Origin of the sequence: Salinicola salarius (genome assembly GCF_003206135.1) — a bacterium.
Taxonomy (GTDB): Bacteria; Pseudomonadota; Gammaproteobacteria; order Pseudomonadales; family Halomonadaceae; genus Salinicola; species Salinicola salarius.
In genome coordinates, this window is the sequence record NZ_PZJT01000001.1 from 74,889 (window position 1) to 97,654 (window position 22,766).

At 62.8% G+C, this 22,766-nt stretch carries 23 protein-coding genes; 10 read left to right on the forward strand and 13 right to left on the reverse strand.

The window, feature by feature from the left end:
- The first annotated feature begins 109 nt into the window (after positions 1-109).
- Positions 110-1,531 (forward strand): DEAD/DEAH box helicase, encoded by a 1,422-nt coding sequence (locus DOM32_RS00320; protein ID WP_110630212.1) that lies wholly within the window; start codon positions 110-112, stop codon positions 1,529-1,531.
- A gap of 95 nt (positions 1,532-1,626) precedes the next feature.
- Here DOM32_RS00320 and DOM32_RS00325 read toward each other — a convergent pair whose 3' ends face one another.
- From DOM32_RS00325 to DOM32_RS00340, 4 genes are all read right to left on the reverse strand, one after another.
- A complete protein-coding gene (locus DOM32_RS00325; protein WP_071229836.1) occupies positions 1,627-2,262 on the reverse strand; it encodes a TPM domain-containing protein in 636 nt (211 codons plus the stop codon).
- A 19-nt stretch (positions 2,263-2,281) separates the two neighbouring features.
- Positions 2,282-3,094, reverse strand: a complete 813-nt coding sequence (locus DOM32_RS00330) for a TPM domain-containing protein (RefSeq protein WP_110630214.1) — start codon at positions 3,092-3,094, stop codon at positions 2,282-2,284.
- Complete coding sequence (locus tag DOM32_RS00335) at positions 3,094-3,717, reverse strand: LemA family protein (protein ID WP_110630216.1); 624 nt, start codon at positions 3,715-3,717, stop codon at positions 3,094-3,096. Before DOM32_RS00335 ends, DOM32_RS00330 begins: the two co-directional genes overlap by 1 nt.
- A gap of 128 nt (positions 3,718-3,845) precedes the next feature.
- The gene (locus tag DOM32_RS00340) at positions 3,846-4,313 is read right to left on the reverse strand and encodes an HIT family protein (protein WP_110630218.1); all 468 of its coding nucleotides are present in this window, start codon (positions 4,311-4,313) and stop codon (positions 3,846-3,848) included.
- Positions 4,314-4,508: 195 nt separating this feature from the next.
- Between DOM32_RS00340 and DOM32_RS00345 the strand changes: the two genes are divergently transcribed.
- Positions 4,509-4,955, forward strand: a complete 447-nt coding sequence (locus DOM32_RS00345) for an Lrp/AsnC family transcriptional regulator (RefSeq protein WP_110630220.1) — start codon at positions 4,509-4,511, stop codon at positions 4,953-4,955.
- Between the two features lie 19 nt (positions 4,956-4,974).
- On the opposite strand, the gene DOM32_RS00350 is transcribed toward DOM32_RS00345, so the two are convergent.
- The 5 genes from DOM32_RS00350 to DOM32_RS17655 form a co-directional block, all read right to left on the reverse strand.
- Positions 4,975-6,558: a gamma-glutamyltransferase family protein gene (locus DOM32_RS00350; protein ID WP_208625266.1), complete on the reverse strand. Its 1,584-nt coding sequence runs from the start codon at positions 6,556-6,558 to the stop codon at positions 4,975-4,977.
- A gap of 69 nt (positions 6,559-6,627) precedes the next feature.
- Positions 6,628-7,950 (reverse strand): TRAP transporter large permease, encoded by a 1,323-nt coding sequence (locus DOM32_RS00355; protein ID WP_110630222.1) that lies wholly within the window; start codon positions 7,948-7,950, stop codon positions 6,628-6,630.
- A complete protein-coding gene (locus DOM32_RS00360; RefSeq protein ID WP_110630224.1) occupies positions 7,940-8,512 on the reverse strand; it encodes a TRAP transporter small permease subunit in 573 nt (190 codons plus the stop codon). Before DOM32_RS00360 ends, DOM32_RS00355 begins: the two co-directional genes overlap by 11 nt.
- Positions 8,513-8,593: 81 nt before the next feature.
- On the reverse strand, positions 8,594-9,685 hold the full coding sequence (locus tag DOM32_RS00365; RefSeq protein ID WP_110630226.1) for a TRAP transporter substrate-binding protein: 1,092 nt from the start codon (positions 9,683-9,685) through the stop codon (positions 8,594-8,596).
- A 124-nt stretch (positions 9,686-9,809) separates the two neighbouring features.
- Positions 9,810-10,043: a hypothetical protein gene (locus DOM32_RS17655; RefSeq protein WP_157956989.1), complete on the reverse strand. Its 234-nt coding sequence runs from the start codon at positions 10,041-10,043 to the stop codon at positions 9,810-9,812.
- 180 nt (positions 10,044-10,223) lie between these two features.
- Here DOM32_RS17655 and DOM32_RS00370 point away from each other — a divergent pair, with 180 nt between their 5' ends.
- On the forward strand, positions 10,224-11,045 hold the full coding sequence (locus DOM32_RS00370) for a transporter substrate-binding domain-containing protein (protein ID WP_338095089.1): 822 nt from the start codon (positions 10,224-10,226) through the stop codon (positions 11,043-11,045).
- A gap of 102 nt (positions 11,046-11,147) precedes the next feature.
- On the opposite strand, the gene DOM32_RS00375 is transcribed toward DOM32_RS00370, so the two are convergent.
- The 3 genes from DOM32_RS00375 to dbpA all read right to left on the reverse strand — a co-directional run bounded on the left by DOM32_RS00375 (position 11,148) and on the right by dbpA (position 14,659).
- Complete coding sequence (locus tag DOM32_RS00375; RefSeq protein WP_110630228.1) at positions 11,148-12,155, reverse strand: zinc-dependent alcohol dehydrogenase family protein; 1,008 nt, start codon at positions 12,153-12,155, stop codon at positions 11,148-11,150.
- A gap of 165 nt (positions 12,156-12,320) precedes the next feature.
- Positions 12,321-13,181 (reverse strand): PA4780 family RIO1-like protein kinase, encoded by an 861-nt coding sequence (locus tag DOM32_RS00380; protein ID WP_071229840.1) that lies wholly within the window; start codon positions 13,179-13,181, stop codon positions 12,321-12,323.
- Positions 13,182-13,213: 32 nt separating this feature from the next.
- On the reverse strand, positions 13,214-14,659 hold the full coding sequence (dbpA, locus tag DOM32_RS00385; RefSeq protein ID WP_110630476.1) for an ATP-dependent RNA helicase DbpA: 1,446 nt from the start codon (positions 14,657-14,659) through the stop codon (positions 13,214-13,216).
- A 238-nt stretch (positions 14,660-14,897) separates the two neighbouring features.
- Between dbpA and DOM32_RS00390 the strand changes: the two genes are divergently transcribed.
- Complete coding sequence (locus DOM32_RS00390) at positions 14,898-15,626, forward strand: YebC/PmpR family DNA-binding transcriptional regulator (RefSeq protein ID WP_110630230.1); 729 nt, start codon at positions 14,898-14,900, stop codon at positions 15,624-15,626.
- Between the two features lie 102 nt (positions 15,627-15,728).
- On the opposite strand, the gene DOM32_RS00395 is transcribed toward DOM32_RS00390, so the two are convergent.
- Positions 15,729-16,316, reverse strand: a complete 588-nt coding sequence (locus DOM32_RS00395) for a BPSL1445 family SYLF domain-containing lipoprotein (protein ID WP_110630232.1) — start codon at positions 16,314-16,316, stop codon at positions 15,729-15,731.
- Between the two features lie 281 nt (positions 16,317-16,597).
- On the opposite strand from DOM32_RS00395, the gene DOM32_RS00400 reads away from it, so the two are divergent.
- The 6 genes from DOM32_RS00400 to DOM32_RS00425 all read left to right on the forward strand — a co-directional run bounded on the left by DOM32_RS00400 (position 16,598) and on the right by DOM32_RS00425 (position 22,716).
- Positions 16,598-16,786: a DUF3008 family protein gene (locus tag DOM32_RS00400; protein WP_071229844.1), complete on the forward strand. Its 189-nt coding sequence runs from the start codon at positions 16,598-16,600 to the stop codon at positions 16,784-16,786.
- A gap of 120 nt (positions 16,787-16,906) precedes the next feature.
- On the forward strand, positions 16,907-17,578 hold the full coding sequence (locus DOM32_RS00405; protein ID WP_071229845.1) for a phosphoribosyltransferase: 672 nt from the start codon (positions 16,907-16,909) through the stop codon (positions 17,576-17,578).
- Positions 17,579-17,849: 271 nt separating this feature from the next.
- Positions 17,850-18,851 carry an ABC transporter ATP-binding protein gene (locus DOM32_RS00410; RefSeq protein ID WP_083387120.1) on the forward strand — a complete coding sequence of 334 codons (1,002 nt, stop codon included), beginning with the start codon at positions 17,850-17,852 and terminating at the stop codon, positions 18,849-18,851.
- On the forward strand, positions 18,848-19,609 hold the full coding sequence (locus DOM32_RS00415) for an ABC transporter permease (protein WP_071229846.1): 762 nt from the start codon (positions 18,848-18,850) through the stop codon (positions 19,607-19,609). The genes DOM32_RS00410 and DOM32_RS00415 overlap by 4 nt, the downstream gene beginning before the upstream one ends.
- An 89-nt stretch (positions 19,610-19,698) precedes the next feature.
- On the forward strand, positions 19,699-20,733 hold the full coding sequence (locus DOM32_RS00420) for a nucleoid-associated protein (protein ID WP_110630234.1): 1,035 nt from the start codon (positions 19,699-19,701) through the stop codon (positions 20,731-20,733).
- 348 nt (positions 20,734-21,081) lie between these two features.
- Entirely contained in the window at positions 21,082-22,716 is a 1,635-nt protein-coding gene (locus DOM32_RS00425; RefSeq protein WP_110630236.1) for a methyl-accepting chemotaxis protein, read from the forward strand.
- Positions 22,717-22,766: the final 50 nt, after the last annotated feature.

The window sequence follows — 22,766 nt, forward strand, 5'->3', positions numbered from 1 at the left end:
TTGACGACCCTCCTATTTGCCGCCTCCAGGCGCATCAGCCAGCACTGGCATTCCCCGGTAGAGCGTAGCCGCTTCGCTTCGCCATTCGCCGCGACCTAGAGAATACCGAATGAGTTTTGCCTCACTGGGCCTTAGTGCCCCGTTGCTGAAAGCCGTTGCCGAACAGGGCTACGACACCCCTTCCCCGATTCAGTCACAGGCGATTCCCGCCGTCCTCGAGGGAAGAGACGTCATGGCAGCCGCACAGACCGGCACCGGCAAGACGGCAGGTTTCACCCTGCCGATTCTTCACCGCCTGTCTCAAGGTGAGCGCCCCCAGGGCGGCTCACAGATCCCGGTACGCGCCCTGATCCTGACCCCGACCCGTGAACTCGCCGCTCAGGTGGGCGAAAGCGTGGCGACCTATGGCAAGCACCTGCCGCTCAAGAGCGCCGTGGTCTTCGGCGGGGTCAAGATCAACCCGCAGATCGCCACCCTGCGCCAGGGCGTCGACATCCTCGTCGCCACGCCGGGCCGCCTGCTCGATCTCCATCAGCAGAAAGTGGTTCGCTTCGATAAGCTCGAAGTCCTCGTGCTCGATGAAGCGGATCGCATGCTCGACATGGGCTTCATCCACGACATCCGCAAGATTCTGGCCGTGCTGCCCAAGCAGCGTCAGAATCTGCTGTTCTCGGCGACCTTCTCCAACGATATCCGCAATCTCGCCAAGGGCCTGGTCAACGATCCGGTCGAGCTGTCGGTCACGCCGCGCAACGCCGCGGCGGCGACAGTGAAGCAGTGGGTCCATCCGGTGGACAAGAGCCGCAAGCCGGCGCTGCTGTCGCACCTGATCCAGACGCATCAGTGGCAGCAGGTGCTGGTCTTCACCCGTACCAAGCATGGTGCCAACCGTCTGACCAAGTATCTGGAAGGCCAGGGTATCGAGGCGGCGGCGATTCACGGCAACAAGAGCCAGAATGCGCGTACCAAGGCGCTGGCCGACTTCAAGAGCGGCAGCGTCCGCGCCCTGATCGCGACCGATATTGCGGCCCGCGGACTGGACATCGACCAGCTGCCGCAGGTGGTCAACTTCGAGCTGCCCAACGTGGCGGAAGACTACGTCCACCGTATCGGCCGTACCGGCCGCGCCGGCGCCAGCGGTCAGGCCGTCTCGCTGGTGAGCCTGGACGAGAAGAAGGAACTGGCCGGCATCGAGCGTCTGATCAGCCAGCGCCTGAACAGCGAAGCGGTGGAAGGTTTCGAACCGACACCCGGCGGCGGCCCCAAGGTCGACGACAACGAGGGCCGTCAGCCACGCGGTGGCCAGCGTCGCGGTAATGGTGGCGGTCGCGGCAACAACGTGGGCGGACGCGGCAACGGCGGTGGTCGTGGCTCATCCTCGGGCCAGCGCAGCGGCGCCAGTGGCAATCGCAGTGAAGGCAACCGGGGCGACAGCGGCAACCGCAATGGCGACGCGCCTGCACGTCGTCGGCGGCGTTCGCAGGGTGGCCAACGCCGCAGTGGCGGCGGCACGCCCAACGGCAACGTCTGACCCGCGACGTCCGACTCGGCATCAACGACAACGCCACCGTCATCGACGGTGGCGTTGTCGTATCCGGATGCCGGCCCCGTGCCGGCGCGGGAAGCCTAGTCGAGCACGACCAGCCGATTGGGCAGCTCGTTACGCTCGTGGGTCGCCGGCACATGAGCCTTCAGCAGGTCGCCACAGCTCTCGATACAGTCGAGAAAGCCTTGCAGCGTCTCGCCGGCTTTGACACGGGCAGTGAACGCTTCGACGATCGACTGCCAGCTGTCGTCGCTCAACTGGGCCGAGATCCCGCGATCGACGATGATCTCCACGTAGCGCTCGGCTTCCGAGACGAAGATCAGCATGCCGGTACCGGCGTCGGTATGGTGCAGGTTCTGCTCCAGGAACTGGCGCCTGGCCAGGTTGGAAGCGCGCCAGAAGCGCACATGGCGCGGAATCAGCCGCGTGAGTATCGACGGCAACCGAAACACCACCGCCAGCACGATGAAGACCAGCCACTGCACCAGCAGCAGATACCAGGCGCTGACGCCGTCCAGCCAACCCAGCCAGTTGGCGATGACGCTCAGCGCACCCGGCACGATGAGCGCCGTCAGCCCGGCCCACAGTAGCGGGATGTAGGTGTAATCATCGGCCTGGCGTGCCAGGACAGTAACGACTTCGGCATCGGTGTCGCGCTCGATCCGCGTGATCGCGTCGCCGACCTGCCGCTGTTCGCTTTCGTTCAATAAAGACATGCTGTCGTTATCCTGTCGTCTACCAGCCACCGGAGGCACCGCCGCCGCCGAAACCGCCGCCACCGCCACCGAAGCCCCCACCGCCGAAGCCGCCGGAACCTCCGAAACCGCCACCCATTCCACTACCCAACGCACCGCCGAGCAGGAAACCGCCCAAACCGCCACGGCGCCGGCGACGTTTGCCGCCACGACCACCACCGCCGCCGCCACTACGAACGATCAGCATGACGATCATGAACAGCGCAAAGAACCAGAAACCTGCACCGCCGATATGGCGTGACGCTTGCCGATCGGGCTGTTGCTGCGGCGCCGCTTCCGCCATGGGATCGCCACCCAGCACCTTGACCATCGCTTCGGCCCCGCGGGTAATGCCGCCGGCGAAGTCGCCCTCGCGGAATGCGGGCGTGATGATCTGGTTGATGATCATCGAAGACTGGGCGTCGGTCAGCCGGCCTTCGAGGCCGTAGCCGACCTCGATGCGAACGGCGCGCTCGTCCACCGCCACGATCAGCAGCGCGCCGTTGTCCTCGCTCTCCTGGCCGATACCCCAGTGTCGCCCGAGCTGGTAGCCGTAATCCTCGATGGCTTCACCCTGCAGATCCGGCAGCGTGACTACCACCACTTGCTCGGAGGTCGCCTCTTCGTGGGCCGCCAGCATATCGGTCAGTTGCGACTGGGTAGCGGGGTCGAGCAGCTCGGCATTGTCGACGACCCGGCCGGTAAGCTCGGGGAAATCCGGCGCCGCCTGGGCGACCAGCGCAAAGGCCAGTAGCCACAGGCCAAGCATCAGCGATGCAGCGCACTTGTACGATTGTCGAACCGGCCAGCGCATCAGAACTCCACCTTGGGCGCCTGATCGGCATTCTCCGTGGTGGCTTCGAAGTTCTCGCGAATCGGCATGTCGCTGTAGAGCACGCTATGCCAGATCTTGCCGGGGAAGGTGCGGATCTCGGTGTTGTACGCCTCGACCGCCTGAATGAAATCCCGTCGCGCCACGGCGATCCGGTTCTCGGTCCCTTCCAGTTGCGACTGCAGCGCCAGGAAGTTCTGGTTCGACTTCAGTTCCGGGTAACGCTCGGAAACCGCCATCAGCCGGCTCAGCGCACCGGTCAACTGGCCCTGGGCCTGCTGGAACTGCTGCATTTTCTGAGGATCGTTCAGCGTATCGGCGTCGACCTGGATCGAGGTCGCCTTCGCTCGCGCTTCGGTCACGGCGGTCAGCGTTTCCCGTTCCTGGCTGGCGAAGCCCTTCACCGTCTCCACCAGGTTGGGCACCAGATCCGCGCGGCGCTGATACTGGTTCTCGACCTGGGACCAGGCCGATTTCACCTTCTCGTCCAGGGTCGGGATATTGTTGATGCCGCAGCCGGAGAGCGACAGCATCACTGCCAGCAGCAGCATCCACCGCCACGGCTGGCGAGCGGCGACGGACAAGGCGGTCACAGGTGTCTGCATGAAAGGTTCCCGATTGGAGAAGATTGGAAATCGAAGCCACGAGAGTACCCGAATGCGCGGGGGCCCAAGCGGCGATAACGCCAAGTTACAGGTTGGCCGGCGCCATGGGAAGACGATTCCCCCGCGGCTCAGCCCGCGTCGCCAGTGGCCCGGATCCGGGCGGCAAGCGCTGCCAGCCCTGCATCGTCCGCACGCCGATAGTCATGGGAGGAGAGATAGCCTTCGTAGACATCGAAGTACTTGTCGACCCTGGACTCGATCGGTTTGAACGCGGCGTCGCCCCCCGTGCCATGCATGGGGAACAGCTTGGCGTGCAGGTGGTCGACGCCGTAGCCCTCGAAGAACATGCCGCAGCGGGCCACGCCCTCCAGCGCCCGATCCAGGCGCCTGGCCACCTGCTTGGTGGCGACGATCAACTGCCGCAGGACCTCGTCATCGCGGTCGAAAGCGTAGCTGGGGTGGTGCGCCTTGGGGATCACCACCGAAAAGCCCTCGGTATTGGGGAAGATGGAGAGAAAAGCCAGGTGCGATTCGTCTTCCCAGATACGGTGGGCCGGCGCACGACCGGCGACGATGTCGCAAAAGATGCAACTCATGAAGGCCCCTCTCTTGGCATCGATGGCCAGCCGATGGATAGCCGGGCAATGGCATGGCCCTCTAATTAGTCATGACCCATGGGGCGACGTCAATGCGGGTTACCGTGCGAGCGGAAGGAGCAGCCAGGGCTATCCGAAAGTCGTGAGCGAGCGTATGTTGAGGCAGTTCCATCCGATGCCCGATCCCTGCCGACCATGAACAAACTCGACAACGCCCTGCTCAACCTGCTGCTCAAGGATGGCCGCATGTCCTACGCGGACATGGCCCGCGAGCTCGACATTTCACGGGCCCATGCTCGCGATCGGGTGCAGTTGCTGGTGGAAAGCGGTGTCATCGAACAGTTCACCGCCGTGGTCAATCCGTCGAAGCTCGGCAAGATCATCTCGACCTTCGTCGATCTGAAGGTCGCGCCTTACGCCATCGAGGCGATGGCAGCCGAACTGGCGGAGTGCCACGAGGTCATCAACCTCTACATCATGAGCGATCTTCGCAGTCTCCATATGCACACGCTGACGGACAGCCAGGAGACCTTCGACCGTTTCGCCCGCAAACATATCCTGGGCCGCCAGGAGGTCATCTCGGTGAACTGCACCACGCTGATGTCCCGCGTCAAACACGGACGCGGTGGCGCCAAGATCTGAGTTCTGCAGGGGCGCGCCATCAATCGCTTTCGACACTGCCGTCGCTGCGCGGATCCGCACCGCCCTCCAGGCGCCCGTCGGCATGGCGAGTGATGCCGCCAGCATGTCCCATGGTGTCACTGTAGGCGTCGATGACATCCACCTGATGGCCGGCCTGGCGTAAGGCCGCGATCAGCGTCGGATCGAAGCGCGACTCCAGCTTGAGTGACGTCGTGCCCTCCCCCCAGGTTCTCCCCAGCAACCAGCGCGGCGCATCGACGGCCTGCTGCAGCGGCTGACCGTAGACCACGTGCCGCGTGAAGACCGCCGACTGGGTCTGCGGCTGTCCTTCACCGCCCATGGTGCCGTAGACCATGGTCCGGCCGTCGTTGAGCCGCGCCAGGGCCGGATTCAGCGTGTGAAACGGCTTGCGTCCGGGCACCAGCGCCTGACGCGCGCGCGGGTCGAGCGAAAAGCCGATCCCCCGGTTTTGCCACAACACCCCGGTGGACGGTAACACCACGCCGGAGCCGAACTCCCAGAAGGTACTCTGAATAAAACTCACCGCTCGCCCTTCCCGATCAATGCATCCCATCCAGATCGTATCACCGGGTTCGCCCTCGTACGGCCAGGCCAGCGCACGGGCCGGATCGATCCGCGCCACCAACCGGTCCAGGGTGGCGTCCGCCAGCAGGTCGAGTGGATCGATATCCATCCAGCGCGGATCGGTCACATGCCGATCTCGTACCAGGAACGCCTGCTTGGTGGACTCGACGAGCGCGTGAACGTAATCGAAACCCTCGGCTTCAGCGATTTTCAGGCGCTCGAAGAGCCCCAGGATCATCAGTGACGAGACGCCTTGCGTGGGCGGCGGCAGATTCCACACCTGCCCCTGCTTGAGCGCCAGCGACAGAGGTGTAACCGCCCGCGGCACGTAGCCAACGAGATCGGCCCGGCGCAGTGGACTACCGAACCTTTCAAGCTCCTCGCCCATGGCCGCGCCCAGTTCGCCCCGATAGAAATCACCCAGGCCGGCACTTGCCAGCCGCTCGAAAGTCGATGCCAGGGTCGGTTGTCGAAACGTCTCGCCCTGACGCGGCGCTTTACCATCGCTAAGCAGATGGCTGGCAAACCCGGGAACGTCTGCCAGCTCACCGAGCTTGGCCGCCGTCAGTGCCGCCTGCCCCTGTGTCACGGGGACCCCCTGACGCGCATGGGCGATCGCCGCCTCGAACAACCGTGACAGCGGCAACGAGCCCCACCAGCGGCGCGAATGCTCGAGGGCCATCTCCCATCCCCCCACCGTTCCCGCTGTGGTCAAGGCGGCCAGCGGGCCGCGGGCGGGAATGCCTGCATGCCCGGCGTAATAATCCGTATCCGCCAACTGCGCGGCGGCGCCACAGGCCTCGATTGCGACCGGCGTCTTGCCGGGCTCAGAGATGAGCCAGAAGCCATCGCCACCGATCGAGTTCATATGCGGATAAACGGTGGCGATGGTCGATGCCGCCGCCACCATTGCCTCGATGGCATTGCCGCCCTCACGCAGGATATCCCGACCGGCCTGAGCAGCCAGATAGTGAGGCGCGACGACCATGCCACGACTGGGCTTGGCATTACTCTGCATGGATCGCGAAGCTCCCTGTATTCAAAATATTGACTGAAACGCCGGCCACTGGGCACCCGCACTGGAGGATCACCAGCCGATCGCCTTGGGCAGCCAGGTGACCAGCGCAGGCATCAGGCATAGCAGCGCCAACGTCAGGAACTGGATGCCGATGTACGGCAGCACGCCGACATAGATATCCCGCGTGGAGATTTCTGGTGGCGCTACCCCCTTGAGGTAGAACAGCGACCATCCGAACGGCGGGGTCAGAAACGAGGTCTGCAGGTTCATCGCCACCAGGATGCAGAGCCAGGCGAGATCGACCCCCTGGGCCTGAAAATAGGGCAACAACAACGGCATCACGATGTAGGAGATCTCGATCCAGTCGAGAAAGAACCCCAGCAGAAAGACCAGTACCATCATGAACAGAATGCCGCCCCACACCCCACCGGGCAGGAACGCGAACAGCGAATCGATCAGTCGATCGCCGCCCAGCCCCCGGAACGCCAAACTGAAAACCTGCGCAGCGATCAGCACGAACAGCGTCATGCCGGTGATCTTGAAGGTCGAGATGACGGTTTCGCTCATCACTTTCCGCGTCAATCGACCGGTGCAGGCCACCAGAACGATGGCACCGATCGCGCCGACTGATGCCGCCTCCGTTGGCGCCGCCACCCCCCCGATGATCGACCCTAGCACCAGTACGATCAGCACCAGCGGTGGCGCGACCACCTTGGCCAGTTCGATCATCAACGTGCGCTTGTCGACCGTCGCACGTTCAGCGGCATCGATCGGCGGCATCGTGTGCGGCTTCAGCTTGGCCATGATCACCAGATAGATCACGTATAGCCCGGACAACAGCAGTCCCGGGATCAAGGCGCCCGCGAACAGCGTGCCGACGGACTCGCCAGAGATGTCCGCGAGCACGATCAGCACCAGACTGGGTGGAATGATCTGGCCGAGGGTGCCGGCCGCGCAGATCGTGCCGCAGGCCAGGGCCTTGTTGTACTGACGTGCCAGCAGCGTCGGCAGGCTGATCAACCCGACGGTGACGACGGTAGCCGCCACGATGCCGGTGGAAGCCCCCATCAGCACGCCGACGATGATGATGGCAACCGTCATTCCGCCCGGACGCGCACCGGCGACATGGCCGATGACATCGAGCATGCGCTCGGCCAGCCGTGACTTTTCCAACATCACGCCCATGAACACGAACAGCGGAATGGCGAGCAAGGTGTAGTTGGTGACGACCCCATAGACACGCAGGGGCAGGAGCCCGAACAGCGAGGTCCCGAAGCCGAACACCCCGAACACGATACCGCTGGCGGCCAAGGCAAACGGTACCGGGATGCCGATCAACAACAAGGCAAAGAGCGCCAGCACCATGCCGACGGCCATCATTTCAAGCCCCATCACGCACCTCCGGCGAGTGTCCCGCCATCAGCGTGATCAGGTCGAGCAGGCCCCGCACGATGCCCTGCCATGCCACCAGGGCGAAGCCGAGCGGCACGAAGGCCTTGATCACGTAGCGAGCCGGTAGCCCACCAGGATCGGGAGATCCCTCATTCAACGACCAGGACTGATAGACAAAATCCAGGCACATCCAGGCCAGGAACAGCATGCTCGGCACGACGATCAACAGCGAGATGATGATGTCCAGAACCTGCCGGGCACGTGGGCTGTAGTACTGATAGAAAATGTCGACCCGTACGTGCTCGTTCTGCTGGAAGGTGTAAGAGGCGCTGATCATCGCGATGACCGCCAATAGATGCCATTGCAGCTCCTGCTCGGCCACGGACCCCACGTGCCAGACGTAGCGGAACAGCACATCGCCTGCCACCATCAGCACCAGCGCTAGCGTCAGCCATGCCGTGGCGCGACCCAGCCGCTCCATGCCGCGATCCAGACCGTGCAGGCAACGGACCAAGCCGAGCACGAACGGCTGGCTCTCGCGATCGGTTTCCATCGTAGTCATGATGTCAATATCCTCTGGACAACGAGAGAGAGTCCCGGCCAACTCTCGGCCAGAGACTCGCCAAAACGGAGGGTGCCCGGCTCAAAGATCGAGATTGAGAACGACCTTTTCGCTGACATCCAGCCAGGATTTCGCCGTTTTCATGAAGTCGAAATAGGCGGTATTGACCTTGGCGACCACGGGGTCCTTGGCGGCCTCTGCCGACAGGGTATCCATGGTCACTTCACGCAGTCTGGGCAATACGCCATCGGGTAGCTGGCGTACCGTCACGCCCTGATTCTGGGTCAGGTCATTGAGCGCCTCGGAGTTGTTGGCATTGCACCAAGCGAAGCTGATTTCGTTGCAGGCAGCCGCGCAGTTCCGCACGACGACCTTGAGGTCGTCCGGTAGCTGCTCCCAGGCGGTGGCATTGATCAGCAGTTCCGACACGTTGGAGGGCTCGTGCCAACCAGGGGTGTAATAGTTGCTGGCGGCGTTCTGCAGACCCAACTGCCGATCGAGATAGGGGCCGACGAATTCAGCGGCATCGATGACACCACGCTCCAGTGCCGGGAAGATCTCACCACCGGGCAACACCTTGACATTGACGCCCAACTGCTCGTAGACCTTTGCCGACAGGCCCGCGATGCGCATGCGCAACCCTTTGAAGCTGTCGATGTTCTCGAGCGGCTCCTTGAACCAGCCGGTCATCTGCATGCCGGTATTGCCGACCGGCAACGCCTTGAGCCCGAAGTCGGCATAGACTTCGTCCCACAGTGCCTGCCCGCCGCCGTGGTAAAGCCAGGCGTTGACCATCATGACGTCCATGCCAAAGGGGACGGCGGTGAAATATTGCGCGGCGAAAGAGCGCCCCGACCAGAAGAACGAGTTCCCCCAGTTCATCTGCACGGTGCCACTGCGTACCGCATCGAAACCGCCCAACGCCGGCACCAGCTCACCGGCCGGGAAGAAGTCGATCTTCATTCGGCCACCGGATGCCGCTTCGACCCGCTTGGCAAAATCGCTGGCCGATCCCGGCCCGGTGGAATAGAAAGGCGCTCCGGCAGGATAGGCGCCGGTCATGCGCCAGTGAAATTGCTGCGCATCTGCGCCGCGCGCAATCATCGGGGCCCCGGCCAGGCCCACTAGAGCTCCGGCACCCGTCTTGATGAAATCCCGTCTTTTGTAGGTCATTGCACTGTGCTCTCCGCCGAATGGTTGCTCGCGTTATGCTCATTACGTCCTGACAACCCTTCGCAAGCGCCGTGCCAACATCCTACAGAAAACGCCCAAACCACTGATTTATAAAAATAGTTTGTTATCCTTTCGCATCGCCAACCAGCGCCGCTCCGCTTTTGGCTACGCACCACGCTAGCGCCAGGGTTCGAGGCACGAAATGGACAATCGGCGAAAGAAACGACGTCCCGCTTTCGTATGTCAGAATCCAAGAACGCTTCACGTAAAAATCCGCTTGGTCGGCAACTCGAATCGGTAGCATTTGTAAAGCGGGCATCAAAATGATCAGCACTCTCCATTTCAGTGCAGTTTTCACACGCACTATCCATCGGTGGACCACCACCCACCATGCGCCCTTGGGCCCAGCACTGGTCATTCACTATCGGCCGCGTCACCATGTTGGCGACGGCACCATGAACCCCGGGGCGCCGTTGTCGGTAAATCGCCAACAAGCAAAAAGGGCCCTCAGAAGCCCATCGACAAAGGATTTTTCCGCGTGACACAACGTTTCAACGCTCGCTTTATCCGCCCCTTCGCGGTAATGGCCCTTGGCCTGGGTCTGGCTGCCGGTGCGCATGCCGCGGCACCGCAGCACGTACGCATTGCGGTCGACGTGCCCTACCCGCCATTCGAGTATCACAACGCCGCTGGCGAGCTGGAAGGCTTCGAGATCGATCTGGGCAATATCCTCTGCGAGCGTGCCAAGCTCGACTGCGAGTGGGTCGTTCAGGGCTGGGACGGCATCATCCCCGGGCTGCTCTCGCGCAAGTACGACGCCATCATGTCATCGATGCGCATCACGCCGGCGCGCGAACGCCAGGTGCTGTTCACCAGGCCATACGCCATGTCGCCGAAGGTCTGGGTGGCGCGGCGCGGCAGCGATATCTCCCTCGATGATCCGGCCTCGCTGAAGGGGCTATCGGTGGGCGTGCAGCGAGGCACCACGCAGGATAGCTACATCACCCAGCAGTACGCCGATACGCTGGATATCCAGCGCTACGCCACGGCGGCGGATGTCGCGCTGGATCTGGAGTCGCAGCGGCTCGATCTGGCTTTCCTCAACTATCCGGTCGCGCTGGACTCGCTGGAGATCGGCAACCCCGACAGCCAGTTCGTTCAGGTCGGCCCGCGGATCGACCGCCCGGAATCGATCTTCGGCAAAGGCAACGCGATTGCGGTTCGCCCCCGCGACAAGGAACTGGCCGAAGTCTTCAATCAGGCGCTGGACAGTGTCTACGCCGACGGCACGTTCGAAGACCTGATGCACCAGTACTTCGATTACGATCTGCGCCCCGCCTCTCGCAAGTCGGATACCTGATACCGAGACGATAAAAAGCGCCCCCGAGACGATAAAAAGCGCCGCCGGGATAGCCCGGCGGCGCTGTCGTTCTGGCGCTTCGTATCTCTTCCTGCCAAGCGCTTAAAACTCCAGACAGATCTTGCCGAAGTGCTTGCCGGACTCCTGATGACGGAAGGCATCGGCAATCCGGTCCAGCGAGAACGAGCAGTCGATGACCGGCTTGAGGCCGGTGACCTCGAGCGCGCGGATCATCTCGACCTGGTGGCGGTGGCTGCCGACGATCAGGCCCTGCAGCCGCGCCTGCTTCGCCATCAGCCTGGAGGTGGGAATATCCCCGCCGCGACCGGTCAGCACGCCGATCAGCGAGATATGCCCGGCAATGGCCACGGCATCGATGGACTGCGGCAACGTGCCCGGGCCGCCGACTTCGATGACGTGATCGGCACCGCGCCCGTCAGTCAATTGCTGGACCTTCTTGCCCCACTCCGGCTCTTCGCGGTAGTTGATCGTATGATCGGCGCCCAGTGCCTTCAGGCGGGCGATCTTGTCTTCGGAAGACGAGGTGGAGATGACGGTCGCGCCCATCGCCTTGGCAAGCTGCAGCGCAAAGATCGAGACGCCTCCGGTCCCCAGCGTTAGCACGGTGTCCCCCGCCTTGAGCCCGCCGTCGACGACCAGCGCACGCCAGGCCGTCAGCCCCGCCGTGGTCAGCGTGGCGGCTTCGGCATGGGAGTAGCCTTCGGGGGCGCGAGTGAACCACTGGGCGGGCCGCACCACTTGCTCGCGGGCGTAGCCGTCGACGCCGTCGCCCGGCACCGTCTTGAAGTCGGCCACCCGCGCCGGCCCTTCGAGCCAGTGCGGGAAAAAGGTGGAGACGACACGATCGCCGGCCGCGAACTCCGTGACACCCTTGCCCACGGCCTCGACGACACCCGCGCCATCGGCCATGGGGATTCGCCCTTCTTCGGTCGGAGATTTGCCGCTGACGACGATATAGTCATGAAAGTTGAGCGAGCTGGCGTGGAGACGGACCCGGATCTCTCCCGGCCCCGGCTCGCCGGGGCCTTCGACCTCGTGAAGCTTGAGTTGATCCAGGCCACCGGGGGATTTGAGATTGACGACTTGCATGAAACACTCCTTGAACGAAACGACCTCGATGGATCGCTTTGATGGTAACGAGAGTGTAGACGCTCTCCTCCTGCGGCGATCAAGCTCTGTCGGCGATCAAGCCCTTTCGGCGATGCCGCTGCCCGTTGCCGGCACCCCATTGCAGATTGCGGAGCACGGGTCGCGTCACCAGTTCTCTTCGTCGTCGTCCCGTTCCCGCGCCTGTCGCTCCGCCGCTTCCTCGCGCGCATCGTCGATCACCTGCATGACATCGCTGACGTCGACGAGCGTGGTATCCGCCGTGAAGCGTCCCGTCAGGCGGACTTCGGGATGGAGCTCGCCGGCCTCGTAGAGCGCCCAGATCTCCTTGCCGTAGTCGGTCTTCAACAGCGCCGGGGCGAAACGGCCGAAATAGCCGCGCAAGTTGTCGACGTCGCGTACCAGCATCCACGGCGCGTTGTTGTTGCCGGCCGCATCCACCGCCTGGGGCAGATCGATGATTACCGGCCCGTCGGCGCCGACCAGGATATTGAACTCCGACAGGTCGCCGTGAATCAGGCCGGCGCTGAGCATCCGGACGACCTCGCCGATGAGACGCTGGTGATAGTCGAGCGCCAGCTCCGGCGTCAATTCGACGTCGTCGAGGCGCGGCGCCACGTCGCCCTCGGCATCGACGATCATCTCCATCAGCAGCACACCGTCGACGAAGCCATGCGGGGTCGGCACCCGTACACCCGCCTCGGCGAGGCGATAGAGCGCGTCGACTTCCGCGTTCAGCCACGCCGACTCCTGCTCGCGCTGGCCATAGCGCGTCTTCTTCGACATCGCCCGCGCCCGGCGGCTGTTACGTACCTTGCGCCCTTCCTGGTAGGCCACCGCCTGCTTGAAGCTGCGCTGTCTGGCCTCCTTGAACACCTTGGCGCAGCGCAGCTCCTCCCCGCAGCGAACGACGAAAACCTGGGCCTCCTTGCCACTCATCAGTTGACTGACGACCTCGTCCACCAGGCCATCCTCGACCAACGGCTGCAATCGCTTGGGTACTTTCATGCTTTCGCTATCCTCACAGGTTCCTGCTGGCCTCAGCGTCCAATTCGGCGCACCCGGCAGCTGCGCCCTTTCAATTTACCCGCACTCAACGTCGCCAGCGCCTGCTTGACGATTTCGCGCTCGACCGCGACATAGGCGCTGCGATCGAGCACCTTGATCTTGCCGACCTGATCGCCATCGATGGCATCGTCGCCGTTGGTCAAGGCCCCCAGCACGTCCCCCGGGCGGATCTTCTGCTTCTTGCCGGCGTCGATCTGCAGTGTCGCCATGCGTGGCTGAAAGGGCGGCTGCGCGGCGCTGGCACGACCGGGCAGCGGCTCCACGGGCAGGCTCTCGCCCAGAAATTCTTCGAGGCGTTCGAGCCGATAGGCTTCCTTCTCGGTCAGCAGCGTGCAGGCAACGCCGCGTGCGCCGGCGCGACCGGTCCGCCCGATACGGTGCACGTGAACTTCGAGTTCGCGGGCGATCTGGTAGTTGAAGACCGCATCCAGCGCATCGATGTCCAGTCCGCGCGCGGCCACGTCGGTGGCGACGAGAACCGACAGGCTCTTGTTGGCGAAGCGGATCAGGGTCTGGTCGCGATCGCGCTGCTCGAGATCGCCGTGGAGCGCCTCGGCGCTGAATCCCATGGCGACCAGCTCGTCCGCCACCGCCTGGGTCTCGCGCTTGGTGTTGCAGAACACCACGCTAGATTCCGGCCGGTAGTGCAGCAACAGCTGGCGCAGGGCCGCGAGACGGGCCGGCTCGTCGGCGACCTGGTGGAAATGCTGGCGAATGCTCTGCTCGTCGTGGGTGGAGGCCACTTCCACCGCCACCGGTTCGCGCAGCATGCGCTCGGCGACCGGGCGCACGCTGTCTCCGTAGGTGGCGCTGAACAGCAGCGTCTGGCGTGTCGTCGGCGTGGCCGCGACGATGACGTCCAGCGCGGCCTGGAAGCCCATGTCGAGCATGCGGTCGGCCTCGTCCAGCACCAGCACGGCGAGCGAGGACAGATCCAGCGACCCCTTGCGCAGATGCTCTTCGATGCGGCCCGGCGTGCCGACGACGACGTGCGCGCCGTGGGAGAGCGAGTTCAACTGCGGGCCCAGCGGTGCGCCGCCGCAGAGCGAGAGTATCTTGACGTTGGCCAGCATGCGGGCCAACCGACGCAGCTCCTCGGCGACCTGATCGGCCAGCTCACGGGTCGGGCACAGCACCAGGGCCTGAACCTGGAACCGCGAGACCTCGAGCGCCGACAGCAGGCCGAGCCCGAAAGCCGCGGTCTTGCCCGAACCGGTCTTGCCCTGGCCGATCACGTCCCTGCCACGCAGGATCGGCGGCAGGCTGGCGGCCTGGATCGGCGTCATCGCCAGATAGCCCAGCGATTCCAGATTATCCAGAAGCGCCGGCACCAGCGGCAGCGAAGAGAACGCCTCGGAGTGACCAGCCTCGGCGTGGCTGGTTTCGGCCTGGGGGTAGCTGGTTTCGGGATGGTGGATCTCGGACACGGCAAACGCTCCTGGTCGAGAAGAAGGGATCGATACAATCAACCGGCGGACGTCTCGGGTCTCACCATGTCATGTTCGGGCGCGGCAGAATACCAGAGCGCGCGGTGATTGACGCCGTCTCGTCCCCCGGGGCAGGCGATCCGGGCAAGAAAGGCCAAATAAACCTGCAACATCAGCGCAATGTTGCGTAAAATCTCGCCCGTCGTTGACAACCTGATAGGTAGTGACAATGGGTAGGGCCTTCCAGAACCGCAAGGAATCCATGGCCAAAACGGCCGATGCCAAGACCAAGGTCTACAGCAAGTATGGCCGCGAAATCTATGTCTGCGCCAAGTCCGGTGGTACCGACCCTTCCGGCAACCTGACGCTTCGCGGGCTGATCGAAAAGGCGAAGAAGGATCAGGTGCCCTCGCACGTGATTGAAAAGGCCCTCGACAAGGCCAAGGGCAGCGGGGGCGAAGATTTCTCGCCGGCGCGCTACGAAGGCTTCGGTCCCGGCAACTGCATGGTCATCGTCGAGTGCCTGACCGACAACCCGAACCGGACCTTCGGCGACGTTCGTGGCTGCTTCACCAAGACCAAGAGCAAGATCGGCACGCAAGGCACGGTCAGCCACATGTTCGACCACTGCGCGATCTTCGCTTTCGCCGGCGAAGACGAGGAAGCGGTGCTCGAAGCGCTGATGGAAGCCGATGTCGACGTTACCGACATCGAGAACGAGGAGGGCCGCATCACGGTCTTCGCTCCGCACACCGAGTACGCCAAGGCGAAGCAGGCGTTGATCGATACTTTCGGCGAGATCGAGTTCGAAGCCGACGAGATCCAGTTTCTGCCGCAGACCCACACGCCGCTGGAAGGCGACGATGTGGCGATGTTCGAGAAGTTCATCGACCTGCTGAATGATCTCGACGACGTGCAGAACGTCTATCACAACGCCGAATTGCCCCAGAACGCCTGACGCGATCGCTTCGAGATCTGCTCGGTCATCAACGAGAAACCCACCTCGCGGTGGGTTTCTTGCGTTCGGGCCGGTGAATCCGGCGTCAAGGGGCGAACCGCTTCAAGGGCTGGCCTTGGAAATCTTGGCGCCGTTCAACGACACCCCGCCCTGAATACCCTGGTTGTTCATCACGAACGCGACGGCTTCCTGATTGGCGGTGTCGTTGGTGATCTGGCCGTTGGCGCCGATGTCCGCGACCGCGACGCCGGCACTGGCGCCGATGGACCAGCCGTTGTCGCTACGTACCCGATTGAGCGCTTTTTCCGTCATCAGCATGTAGATGACCGCCTGCGACTGCGCGCCGGCCTGAAAGCCGATCGAACCGCTGGTCGTGGTGTAGTAGCCCGCCTTGGCGCCGTCGACCAACAGCGATCCATCACCGTGGCTGGCGCCAACGATGAAACTGGCGCCCAGTACGCCCGGAAAGACCAGCACGCCTTCCGCACGGTCGGCCAACGCCCGGGAAGCCGGCACCGATCGATAGAGCCGATCAAGCGTCTGCTGTACGTCCTGATCCAGCTGCTCCCGCTGCGACATTCGGCTTTCGCGATCGGAGGAAGTCGTCGTGGTGCAGGCGCCAAGCCCGCCGGCCAGCAACACACCAGCCATGATGCTCAAGGCAATTCGACGCCAGAGGATATGCGACATGCGTGGTTCTCCTGAATGAGTCATTTCGTTGACGTTGCCGTTTCGTCGTGTGTCTTGTGAATATCGTTTGCTCTATTAGGTATAGCCCAGCCTGGCGATTTCTGCGGCTTCCTGGCGTTGCGCTCGAGCGGGAAGGCCCAGACGCCGATTAATGGCGATTAAGGAACGCCACCATTCGTGGCCCACAGACTTGGGCAAGGGTTATCCGACGCTCTACGCTAGCGAATAGGCGGTTCAACGCCAACGCATAGCCAAAGGTGCCGATACGAAGGAGACAGCTCATGCCAGCCAAGTCCGAATCCCAGCAAATGGCCGCTGGTGCCGCACTCGCTGCCAAACGTGGCGAGAAGAAGGCCAGCGAACTCAAGGGTGCATCGAAGTCGATGTACGATTCGATGGATGAAAAGGAACTCGAGAAGATGGCATCGGCCTCTCGCAAGGACAAACCCAAGCACAATCACAAATCCTGAATCTCGAACATTGCGGATAGCGAGCTTCGCGGTTCGCTTACCGAGGTGCCGCGCGGCCCGTGGTCGCACCTAGCTATGGTCGCACCAAGCCAAGGCCCTCATGGATTCAGGAGACGGCCGATGCGTCATTCTTTCACCGTCATCCCACGCTTCGCCGATCGCCGCGATGCCGGGCGTCAATTGGCCGAGCAGTTGATCGATGCGCCAAGAGCGGATCTCGTACTGGCGCTACCGCGCGGCGGTGTTCCCGTCGCCTTCGAAATTGCCCGAGCGCTGGACCTGCCGCTGGACCTGATCATGGTGCGCAAGATCGGGGCACCGGGCCGCCCGGAGTTCGGTATCGGTGCGGTCGTGGATGGCGATCCTCCCCAGCTGTATCTCAATGCCGAACTGGTCGAGATGGCCGGCGCATCGGATTCCTATCTCGCGGACGAGAAAGCGCGTCAGTTGAAGACGATCGAAAGCCGCCGGACCCGCTACCTGGGCGACCGCCCCGCCGTCGATGTCGCCGGACGCACAGTGATCGTCGTCGACGATGGCATCGCCACGGGAGGCACCGCCCGGGCCGCGCTGGAGGCGATGCACAAGCAGGGCGCCAGGCATGTCACGTTGGCGGTGCCGGTTGCCTCGAGAGAGGCGCTGGAACAGCTTCGCGACTGGGCCGATGAGATCGTCTGCCTCTCGGCACCGATCGATTTCAGCGCCGTTGGCAGCCATTACGAGGACTTCGACCAGACCACCGACGAAGAGGTGATCGAGCTGCTGGCACAGGCCAAGGCCCCCGAGCCGTGACCTCCGGACAGACTACAGGCGCCTGAAGCTCGACCGGACACAGCATGAACCACGACGTTTCCCGATCTCGTCCCGCCGTGACCTGTTCCCCCGTTTCTTTCCGCCAGTTCGTTCAGTCCTGCCAGTTCATTCAGCCCACTCATCACATGCGACGCACCCATGCCGCCGTTCGATCCGGCGCGTTTTCTCTCCGTGGCCGATGATGACTCCAGACGAGCCCGCTTTTCGCCTACAATAACGGCCCCTAACGCCGTCACGAAGCAGGGTTTGCATGAGTCACGAGACGCCCATAGCCCCGGAACCCACGCCACGCACCGAGACGCCTGCCGCGCGCCCTTCCCCGGTGATCGCCATCAGCGGCCTTTCCAAGCGTTACGATTCCGGCTTCTCGGCGCTGAAGCAGATCGACCTGGAGATCCAGCGCGGCGAGATCTTCGCCCTGCTCGGCCCCAATGGCGCCGGCAAGACGACCCTGATCAGCATCATCTGCGGGCTGGTCAACGCTACCGGCGGTAGCGTGACGGTCGACGGTCACGACAGTGTCACCGACTATCGTGCCGCGCGGGCCAAGATCGGCCTGGTGCCGCAGGAACTGACCAGCGATGCCTTCGAGACCGTGTGGAACACGGTGCGCTTCAGTCGCGGGCTGTTCGGCAAGGCCCCCAACGACACTCATATCGAGCGCGTGCTCAAGGCGCTGTCGCTATGGGACAAGCGCAAGAACAAGCTGATTACGCTCTCCGGCGGCATGAAGCGCCGCGTGCTGATTGCCAAGGCGTTGGCCCACGAGCCGGAAATCCTGTTCCTCGACGAGCCCACCGCCGGTGTCGATGTCGAGCTTCGGCGTGACATGTGGGAGGTGGTCAGGGAGCTTCGCAATAGCGGCGTGACCATCATCCTGACCACGCACTACATCGAGGAAGCCGAGGAGATGGCCGACCGCATCGGCGTCATCAATGGCGGCGAGATCGTGCTGGTACGGGAAAAGGCGACCCTGATGCGGCAACTCGGCAGCAAGCAGTTGACGCTGCACCTGCAGACGCCGCTGGCCAGCGTGCCGCCGGCGCTGGCCCACTACCCGCTGACCTTGGCGGAGAACGGCAACGTGCTGGTCTACACCTACGACGCCAGTGAGGCCGGTGACAGCGACCATGTCAGCATCAGTGCGCTGATCAACGAGATCGAGGCCGCCGGGATTCGCTTCAAGGATCTGCATACCAAGCAAAGTTCGCTGGAAGATATCTTCGTCAACCTGGTCAGAGAGCGCCAATGAACCTGCAAGCCGTCCGCTCCATCTATTTCTTCGAAATGGCCCGCGCCGGGCGCACGCTGCTGCAGAGCCTGATCTCGCCGGTCATTTCGACATCGCTCTACTTCGTCGTTTTCGGCGCCGCCATCGGTTCGCGCATTCAGGAGGTCGAAGGGGTCAGCTACGGCGCCTTCATCGTGCCCGGTCTGATCATGCTGATGCTGCTCACGCAGAGCGTGTCGAACGCCTCGTTCGGGATCTTCTTTCCCAAGTTCACCGGCACCATCTATGAAGTGCTGTCGGCGCCGATCTCGTACTTCGAGATCGTGCTCGGCTATGTCGGCGCCGCCGCGTCGAAGTCCGCGATTCTCGGGCTGGTGATTCTCGGCACGGCGAACTTCTTCGTCGATCTGCATATACAGCACCCCTTCATGATGCTGCTTTTTCTCCTGCTGACCGCGATCACCTTCAGCCTGCTCGGCTTCATCATCGGCATCTGGGCGGACAGCTTCGAGAAGCTGCAGCTGGTGCCGCTGCTGATCATCACGCCGTTGACGTTCCTCGGCGGCAGTTTCTATGCCATCGACATGCTGCCGCCGTTCTGGCAGGCGGTGACCCTGGCCAACCCGGTGGTCTACCTGGTCAGCGGCTTTCGCTGGAGCTTCTACGGCATCAGCGATGTCAGCGTGGTCGCCAGCCTGGTCATGATCGGCGTGTTCCTGGCGGTCAGCCTGGCCGTGATCAGCTGGATCTTCCGCACCGGCTACCGCCTACGTCCCTGAAACGAAGACCCCAACCCGAACACGCTGTCGTCTTTTTTCGCGGGCCGTCGATCGGACGCCCTGCCCTTTTACGCTTCACGAGTCACGTCATGCCGATACTGCAAGCCTGCGCCCATCGCATCGATAAACAGAGCGACGAACAGCCCGCCACGCTGACCTGCGGCGAGGCGATGACCGACACGGCAATCGCGGACTCGCTGCTCGCGAACTTCAATTCGAGCTTTCACGGCAAGCCCAAGGCGTGGGGGCACTTCAGCGAAGCCGGCGTGGAGGGAGACAGCGAAGACAGCGAAGCGGCGCCTGCGTCATCGTCACGCTTCGCCTTCGAGCTCGAGCGCTATCGCAGCGGGGAAATCGACTTTACCGACTTTACCCGCCAGACCACCGAAAGCCTGATGCCGTTGCTCGATGCGCATCTTTCGATCGGCGGCCACTGGTGGTTCGTGCACTCCCGTCAGGGCGAGGCGGAAACTCTGACGCTGGCCATGCTCCATCAGCGTGACGGCTACGGGTTCGATGACGATCTCAACCTCGTTGCCGTCCAGCAGCTCAATCTTGGCCAGTTGATGCTGGCCGCACGGATCGACCTGACCCAGTGGCAGCGCGGGCAGTCGCGCCAGTACATCACCTACGTGCAGGATCGGGGCAACAAGAAGCTGGTCGAAGCGTTCCGGGAGTGGCTGGGCTGCCAGGAAGGCGTCAATGCCGGTGCCGAGACCCGCACCCTGCTCAAGGCGTTCAGCGATTATGTCGAAAGCGAGGACCTGCCCGAAGAGGCCAGCCGGGAGAAGACCGAAGCGCTGATCGACTACGCCAACGGCCAGGCCAAGCGCGGCGAGCCGATCACGCTGGACGAACTGTCGGAACTGGTCGACGAGCAGCAACCCAAGGCGTTCTACGACTATATCCGCAATCAGGACTACGGCCTCGCCGCCGAGATTCCGCCGGACAAGCGTACCCTGCAGCAGTTCAAGCGCTTTGCCGGCCGCGCCAGCGGCGTCTCGATCAGCTTCGATTCGCACCTGCTCGGCAACAGCATCGAATACGATGACGAGCGCGACCGCCTGATCATCAAGCAGGTCCCCGGGCAGTTGAAGGATCAGATCAAGCAGCGCAAGGGCTGACGCCAGGGCATACCTCTCGTTCCTGCCGCGTTGCCGATCTCCGCTCGGCCGACGCCGGCATCGTCGATATCGCAGAGGAGGGTATCAACCCTCCTCCCGGGCGGGTTTTGGCGGGGCGCCAATCCCTCCGCTCTCGTCAGGATTCAGAAGCGAGCCATCGCAACCTCCCCTTCCGACCCTCATGCAATGACGATTTTTTGCAGCCGGCAAAAAAAAGCCTGAATATCAAGCACCTAAACCTATCTCGCGCCGCGCCGATAACTATATTGGCACGCCAATCTATCCGTAAGAGAAGACACTCGTCCAACAGAAAAAAGTAATTAAAAAAATTCGGGCGAGGTGAACTGAATGTCAAAACTTGGGAAAAGCGTCAAAGCCAGGCTGGTGATAGCCCTAGGACTCATGATTGCGTTGCTGATCGGCATCGGGGGCCAAGGCGTACTCAATAATCAGCATACGCAGCAGTCCATACAGACCATCGTCGAGAAGAATCTGCAGGCGATGATCTATCTCGCGACAGTGAGATCCACCTTTGGCGACAATCGCGCGATCTATGCAGAGGTCGGTACCAAGACGTTGACCGCCGAACAGCGGCAGAACGTGAAGGCGAACCGCCAACGCATCGACGAGGCCTGGCAGAGCTACTATCCAGCACTGGTCACCAGCGACGCGGAACGGGAAGCAGCCAAGAGCTACCTCCGTGCCGCACAGTCTCTGCGCGAACTGCTGGATAGTGAACAGGCCACGAAAGCCGCAATCAATCAGCGCTATGAAGAAGTCTACGATGCCGTGACGTCTCTGTATCGAATGGCGCGCCAGGTAACGCTGGATAACTATGATCGGAGCGTCACCAATTACGAAACCAATCTGAATATCGTCATCGCCGTCATCGCCATCGGTCTGCTGGTGGCCATCCTCATTGGCTGGTGGCTGAGCCGCGGTATTCTCCGCCCTCTAAAAGAGGCCACGGATTTTTCCGAATCGTTGGCCAAGGGCGATCTCGGCGTGCGTCTCAGCGTCAAATATCACGATGAATTCGGCCGCTTGCTGGATGCCATGGCCGAGATGCGAAATAGACTTTCCAGCGTCATCAGCGAAGTCGCCCGGAACGCGCGAAGCGTGGAATCGATCTCCGCGGAGTTGGCGGCCGGCAATGAAAATCTCAGTCAGCGCACCCAGGAGCAGGCCGCCAGTCTGCAGGAAACCGCTGCCGCCCTGGAGCAGATTACCCATACCGTCACCCAGAATGCCGACAACGCGGCGCAGGCCGACAACCTCGCCAGCGATGTGAGCACCCAGGCCAAGAAAGGGGGCGAAGTGGTCAGTGAAGCGATCAGCGCCATGCAGGAGATCGATAGCTCCAGCCAGAAGATCTCCAACATCATCGGCATGATCGACGAGATCGCCTTCCAGACCAATCTTCTGGCGCTCAACGCTTCCGTCGAGGCGGCCCGCGCTGGCGAGCAAGGACGAGGTTTCGCGGTCGTGGCCCAGGAAGTGCGCCAGTTGGCGAGTCGCAGCGCCGATGCCGCCGGCGAGATCAAGCAGCTGGTGTCGGAGAGCGCACAGCGCGTCGCACGCGGATCGGAACTGGTCAATCGCTCCGGCGAGACGCTGGCCAATATCGTCAATAACGTGGCAAAGGTGACGGATCTGGTCTCGGAAATCGCCGTGGCCAGCCGTGAGCAGTCGACGGGTATTCAGCAGATCAACCTGGCGGTCGGCGAGATGGATAGCGTCACCCAGCAGAACGCGTCGCTGGTCGAGGAATCCACCAACGTGACCGAAGGCTTGCAGACCCAGGCCGAGCAGTTGGCCCGCGAGATCGCTTTCTTCCACGGCTACCCGGAGATTGCCGCCACGGCAAATCATCGTCCGCCTCTCGCATCCGCCGCTTCTCCGGCACTGGCTCGTTCTGCTCGTCCTGCCAAAAGGACGTCGACGGAGCCAAAGGAAGAGATAGAAGAGTGGACCAGTTTCTGACGGGGCCATGTCATGACGAGGCCCCGTTCACCAAGGGTGAACGGGGCCTC

Excerpts from the sequence above, each read along its gene's own strand:
- DOM32_RS00350 (WP_208625266.1), bottom strand. The coding sequence starts at position 6,558 with ATGCAGAGTAATGCCAAGCCCAGTCGTGGCATGGTCGTCGCGCCTCAC.
- DOM32_RS00400 (WP_071229844.1), top strand. The coding sequence starts at position 16,598 with ATGCCAGCCAAGTCCGAATCCCAGCAAATGGCCGCTGGTGCCGCACTC.
- DOM32_RS00405 (WP_071229845.1), top strand. The coding sequence starts at position 16,907 with ATGCGTCATTCTTTCACCGTCATCCCACGCTTCGCCGATCGCCGCGAT.
- DOM32_RS00365 (WP_110630226.1), bottom strand. The coding sequence starts at position 9,685 with ATGACCTACAAAAGACGGGATTTCATCAAGACGGGTGCCGGAGCTCTA.
- DOM32_RS00415 (WP_071229846.1), top strand. The coding sequence starts at position 18,848 with ATGAACCTGCAAGCCGTCCGCTCCATCTATTTCTTCGAAATGGCCCGC.
- DOM32_RS00325 (WP_071229836.1), bottom strand. The coding sequence starts at position 2,262 with ATGTCTTTATTGAACGAAAGCGAACAGCGGCAGGTCGGCGACGCGATC.
- DOM32_RS00375 (WP_110630228.1), bottom strand. The coding sequence starts at position 12,155 with ATGCAAGTCGTCAATCTCAAATCCCCCGGTGGCCTGGATCAACTCAAG.
- DOM32_RS00360 (WP_110630224.1), bottom strand. The coding sequence starts at position 8,512 with ATGACTACGATGGAAACCGATCGCGAGAGCCAGCCGTTCGTGCTCGGC.
- DOM32_RS00390 (WP_110630230.1), top strand. The coding sequence starts at position 14,898 with ATGGGTAGGGCCTTCCAGAACCGCAAGGAATCCATGGCCAAAACGGCC.
- DOM32_RS00380 (WP_071229840.1), bottom strand. The coding sequence starts at position 13,181 with ATGAAAGTACCCAAGCGATTGCAGCCGTTGGTCGAGGATGGCCTGGTG.
- DOM32_RS00395 (WP_110630232.1), bottom strand. The coding sequence starts at position 16,316 with ATGTCGCATATCCTCTGGCGTCGAATTGCCTTGAGCATCATGGCTGGT.
- DOM32_RS00355 (WP_110630222.1), bottom strand. The coding sequence starts at position 7,950 with ATGGGGCTTGAAATGATGGCCGTCGGCATGGTGCTGGCGCTCTTTGCC.
- DOM32_RS00330 (WP_110630214.1), bottom strand. The coding sequence starts at position 3,094 with ATGCGCTGGCCGGTTCGACAATCGTACAAGTGCGCTGCATCGCTGATG.
- DOM32_RS00340 (WP_110630218.1), bottom strand. The coding sequence starts at position 4,313 with ATGAGTTGCATCTTTTGCGACATCGTCGCCGGTCGTGCGCCGGCCCAC.
- DOM32_RS00335 (WP_110630216.1), bottom strand. The coding sequence starts at position 3,717 with ATGCAGACACCTGTGACCGCCTTGTCCGTCGCCGCTCGCCAGCCGTGG.
- DOM32_RS00320 (WP_110630212.1), top strand. The coding sequence starts at position 110 with ATGAGTTTTGCCTCACTGGGCCTTAGTGCCCCGTTGCTGAAAGCCGTT.
- DOM32_RS00420 (WP_110630234.1), top strand. The coding sequence starts at position 19,699 with ATGCCGATACTGCAAGCCTGCGCCCATCGCATCGATAAACAGAGCGAC.
- DOM32_RS00410 (WP_083387120.1), top strand. The coding sequence starts at position 17,850 with ATGAGTCACGAGACGCCCATAGCCCCGGAACCCACGCCACGCACCGAG.
- DOM32_RS00425 (WP_110630236.1), top strand. The coding sequence starts at position 21,082 with ATGTCAAAACTTGGGAAAAGCGTCAAAGCCAGGCTGGTGATAGCCCTA.
- DOM32_RS00345 (WP_110630220.1), top strand. The coding sequence starts at position 4,509 with ATGAACAAACTCGACAACGCCCTGCTCAACCTGCTGCTCAAGGATGGC.